We start from the raw sequence: 517 nt of genomic DNA, 5'->3' as shown, positions 1-517 counted from the left end.
GTTTATTGTTCGTAAGTATAGGTAAAGTCAGAAATGAAGCCATCACCCGCAGCGGCAATCGCTTTGGATAATCCCTGGTAGTAATTCGCCAGCCCAACCGTCTCTATCTGCTGAATGTGTTCGCGGATCGGGGCGCAGAATAAAACCGCATTTCCCGCTTCTACACGCTTGTTGTTTGGCGGGAGATCCCCGGTAATTGCTTTAAACCAGGTTCGGATGCCTTGCTTTAAGTTATGTGGCGCTTTTGCCATGTTATCCATTCCGGTCAGAACCTGCAGGGTTGGGAACTCATCGGCCAGTACGGCGGTTTTCATACGCGCAAAGAACTGGCTAAACAATTCAAACGATCCCAGGTCGGTCACGCGCGGTTTGGTGGTTTTGCCGTTTTTATTACCGATTTTGCCCGCCTTTGACGCTGCTGCCGGAACCGCATTCACCTTTTCCAGTTCCAGCCCGAATAACAAATTACAGTGTGCGCGGCGCTCTTTCAGCGGGTAGGACATCAGCACGTCAATAA

At 50.5% G+C, this 517-nt stretch carries 1 pseudogene; it reads right to left on the bottom strand.

The features are described from left to right. Nucleotides 1-2: 2 nt before the first annotated feature. Nucleotides 3-517, bottom strand: a pseudogene (locus K5E19_RS23960) (hypothetical protein); the annotation flags it as partial.

Origin of the sequence: Enterobacter sp. RIT637 (assembly GCF_019718755.1) — a bacterium.
GTDB lineage: Bacteria > Pseudomonadota > Gammaproteobacteria > Enterobacterales > Enterobacteriaceae > Enterobacter.
This window is presented reverse-complemented; position numbering and strand designations above follow the sequence as displayed.